The following is a 2,769-nucleotide window of genomic DNA, read 5'->3' as shown; positions in this document are numbered from 1 at the left end:
GAACGCATCTGCTGGGGCTGCGACCGTTACTGCCCGGCCTCGGCCATGGGCTGCGGCAATGGCTCCAGCCGTACCCAGCACCCCATCGAGATCTTCGGCGAGGATTGGGCGGACGAGCCCGCCTGGGGCCTGGACGAGACGCCCGCGCAGCCGGTCGAGGTGCGCCAGCCGGCGCCCTGACTCAGCCGGGGGCCTTGGCGCAGCAGCGCGCCAGCAGGGCTTCCAGGTTCAGGTCGGGCATGGCGCAGGCGCGCAGCGCGCTGGCCGTCTGCTCGACGTATTCGCGGGTAGTGCCGAAATGCCCCTGGGCGCTGTCGAACACGCGCTGCACGATGCTGTCCGGCAGCGAGCCGGCGTAGCTGGGCAGGTGGCGTTCGAGGACGAAGCCCAGGGCGCGCACCCGGCGGCCATCCTCCAGGCGGCAGCTGAGCCACTCCGGGCGGTAGGAGGCGTAGGGCATCTCGCGCTGCCAGAGGGCGAACAGGTTGGCGTCCAGGCCGTCGTCCGGCAGGCGGTAGGCGAAGCCGCCGCAGGAGCCGCCGCGGTCCAGGCCCAGCACCAGGCCAGGCATCTCCGGGGTGCCGCGGTGGGTCAGCGACCACAGGTAGAGCCCGCGGTGGTAGCCGTGCACCCGCGCGCGGCTGGCCTCGGCCACCGGGAACTCCGGGCGCCAGATCAGCGAGCCGTAGGCGAACAGCCACACGGCGCCGCCGCCGTGCTCGGCCATGGTGATTTCCAGCGAGGCGCGCAACTGCTCCGCGCTGAGTCGTTCCGGCGCCCCCAGCGCCGGTGGATAGAAGGGGCCGTCCAGGTTCATAGACGTGCTCATGCGTAACCCCCAAGGTACCTCACGCTCTGAAAACTTAGCGGATGTGACCTTTTGACAGAAGGGGCGGCTGCGCAAGACACCTTTGCGCGGACGAACGGCGCTACCGCCGGTCCGGATGGCAGGGGGCAAAAAAGAGGGCCGCGCGGGGCGGCCCTATCACCAAGATCTTTGCTGGCGTGGGGTGCCAGTGGGTGTGAGGTACCCGACCAGCAGTAGAGCAGCCGCCCATGACAGGCGCATGACGCTCACTGCCCGGCCTGCCACTGGCCCTTGCTCTGGCTTTCGCAGAACGGCTGGAGGAAGCGCGCGTCGCTGGCCACGCCGTAGTAGTGGATGTCCTGGCGGTAGGGGCTGTTGGGCACCTGGGCGTTGGCGCAGACGCCGAAGGCGCCGGTCGGGCAGGCGTCGGCGTAGGCCACCTCGACCTGCTGGTCCTTCAGTTGCGGCTGGCAGAAACCTTCGTGGAACAGCTTCGCCGGGATGCTGCGGTTCTGCTGGCAGACCTTCACGTCGAGGTTCCTGCCGCGGCTGTGCACCACGCAGGCTTCGGCGTGGGCAAGGGCGGGCAGGGCGAAGCAGGACGACAGGAGCAGGGCCGGCAGACGCATGAAGGCGGGGTCCTTTGAGCGAAGGGGCGACTCTAGCGCTTTTCCCCGCCCTCGTCAGGCGGCAACATGGCGCCATGCTCGAACAGATTCCCACCCATGTGATCGGCGGCCCACTGGGCGCCGGCAAGACCAGCCTGATCCGCGACCTGCTGGCCCAGCGCCCGGCAGACGAGCGCTGGGCGGTGCTGGTCAACGAATTCGGCCAGGTCGGCCTGGATGCCGCGCTGCTGGCCACCGATGCCGACGGCGTGGCCATCGGCGAGGTGGCCGGCGGCTGCCTGTGCTGCGTCAACGGCGCGCCCTTCCAGGTCGGCCTCGCCCGCCTGCTGCGCAAGGCGCGGCCGCAGCGGCTGTTCATCGAACCCTCCGGCCTCGGCCACCCGCGCACCCTGCTGCGCCAACTGGGCGAGGCGCCCTGGCGCGGCGTGCTGGCGCCACAGCCCTTGTTGCTGGTGCTGGATGCCGCGGCGCTGGCCGCAGGCGCTTCGCTGCCGGAGGCGCAACGGGACGCCCTGGCCGATGCCGCGCTGCTGGTGCTGAACAAGAGCGAAGGGCTGGATGAGGCGGCCCGGGAACGGCTGCAAGCCGACCTGCCGGCGCTGCCGCAGGTCTGGACCGAACAGGGGCGCCTGCCCTTCGCGAGCCTGCCGTTCGTCGCCAATATCGGATCGGACGCGGCGGCGGAGCTGCCGCCGCCCACGGCCGAACTGCCCGTGCTGCTCACCCGCGCCGCGCCCCTGCGGCAGGTGCACAGCGAGGGCGGGCGCCAGGCCGTCGGCTGGCGCCTGCACGCCGACTGGCGCTTCCGCCGTGCGGCGGTGGAGGCCTGGCTGGCCGGCCTGGGCGGCCTGCTGCGGGCCAAGGCGGTGCTGCACTGCGAGGACGGCTGGCAGGCCTGCAACCGGCTGACGGGCGCCGAGCCCTGGCAGCCCAGCGCCTGGCGGCGGGACAATCGGCTGGAGCTGATCTTCGACGCCGAGCAGGATCTGCAGGCCCTGCAGCAGCAAATGTTGACCTGTGCCAGGTTGGCCGATGGCCAATAAGGTTGCCATCGACGGGGCGAATGATAATAATTATCAGATTCTGGTCATTTCCCCACAGGCTTCTCCCATGGCGCCATCGCAATCGCGCTCGCCGGCGGGCTCTGCTCTCGTCGCGTCCGCCGCGGAACTTCCTTCGTCCTCTGACAGCGACGAAGGACTCTCGCTGCCTTGCGTCAGCGCCCAGCGTGGCAGTGAAGCCAACCTGCGACTGGTGGACTGCTCCGGCGCCCGCCGCGACGAGGAAGTGGCCGTCGCCGAGGAACTGCTGATTCCCTACGCCGCGCCCGTG

At 70.6% G+C, this 2,769-nt stretch carries 4 protein-coding genes and 1 pseudogene; 3 read left to right on the top strand and 2 right to left on the bottom strand.

From position 1 onward, the window contains the following. On the top strand, positions 1-180 hold a 180-nt coding region (locus tag DK254_RS00920), incomplete at its 5' end, for a DUF3079 domain-containing protein (protein WP_109932903.1). A 1-nt stretch (position 181) separates the two neighbouring features. Here DK254_RS00920 and DK254_RS00915 read toward each other — a convergent pair. Together DK254_RS00915 and DK254_RS00910 are read right to left on the bottom strand one after the other, a co-directional pair. Next, entirely contained in the window at positions 182-829 is a 648-nt protein-coding gene (locus tag DK254_RS00915) for a gamma-glutamylcyclotransferase (protein WP_109931668.1), read from the bottom strand. A 245-nt stretch (positions 830-1,074) separates the two neighbouring features. Beyond that, positions 1,075-1,437 carry an NADH:ubiquinone oxidoreductase gene (locus DK254_RS00910; RefSeq protein WP_109931666.1) on the bottom strand — a complete coding sequence of 121 codons (363 nt, stop codon included), beginning with the start codon at positions 1,435-1,437 and terminating at the stop codon, positions 1,075-1,077. A 74-nt stretch (positions 1,438-1,511) separates the two neighbouring features. Between DK254_RS00910 and DK254_RS00905 the strand changes: the two genes are divergently transcribed. Both DK254_RS00905 and DK254_RS34675 read left to right on the top strand, forming a co-directional pair. Beyond that, complete coding sequence (locus tag DK254_RS00905) at positions 1,512-2,480, top strand: GTP-binding protein (RefSeq protein WP_109931664.1); 969 nt, start codon at positions 1,512-1,514, stop codon at positions 2,478-2,480. A gap of 67 nt (positions 2,481-2,547) precedes the next feature. Further along, a pseudogene (locus DK254_RS34675) lies at positions 2,548-2,769 on the top strand (energy transducer TonB); the annotation flags it as partial.

This window comes from Pseudomonas sp. RW407, assembly GCF_003176655.1.
Lineage (GTDB): Bacteria > Pseudomonadota > Gammaproteobacteria > Pseudomonadales > Pseudomonadaceae > Pseudomonas > Pseudomonas delhiensis.
This window is presented reverse-complemented; position numbering and strand designations above follow the sequence as displayed.

Excerpts from the sequence above, each read along its gene's own strand:
- DK254_RS00915 (WP_109931668.1), bottom strand. The coding sequence starts at position 829 with ATGAGCACGTCTATGAACCTGGACGGCCCCTTCTATCCACCGGCGCTG.
- DK254_RS00910 (WP_109931666.1), bottom strand. The coding sequence starts at position 1,437 with ATGCGTCTGCCGGCCCTGCTCCTGTCGTCCTGCTTCGCCCTGCCCGCC.
- DK254_RS00905 (WP_109931664.1), top strand. The coding sequence starts at position 1,512 with ATGCTCGAACAGATTCCCACCCATGTGATCGGCGGCCCACTGGGCGCC.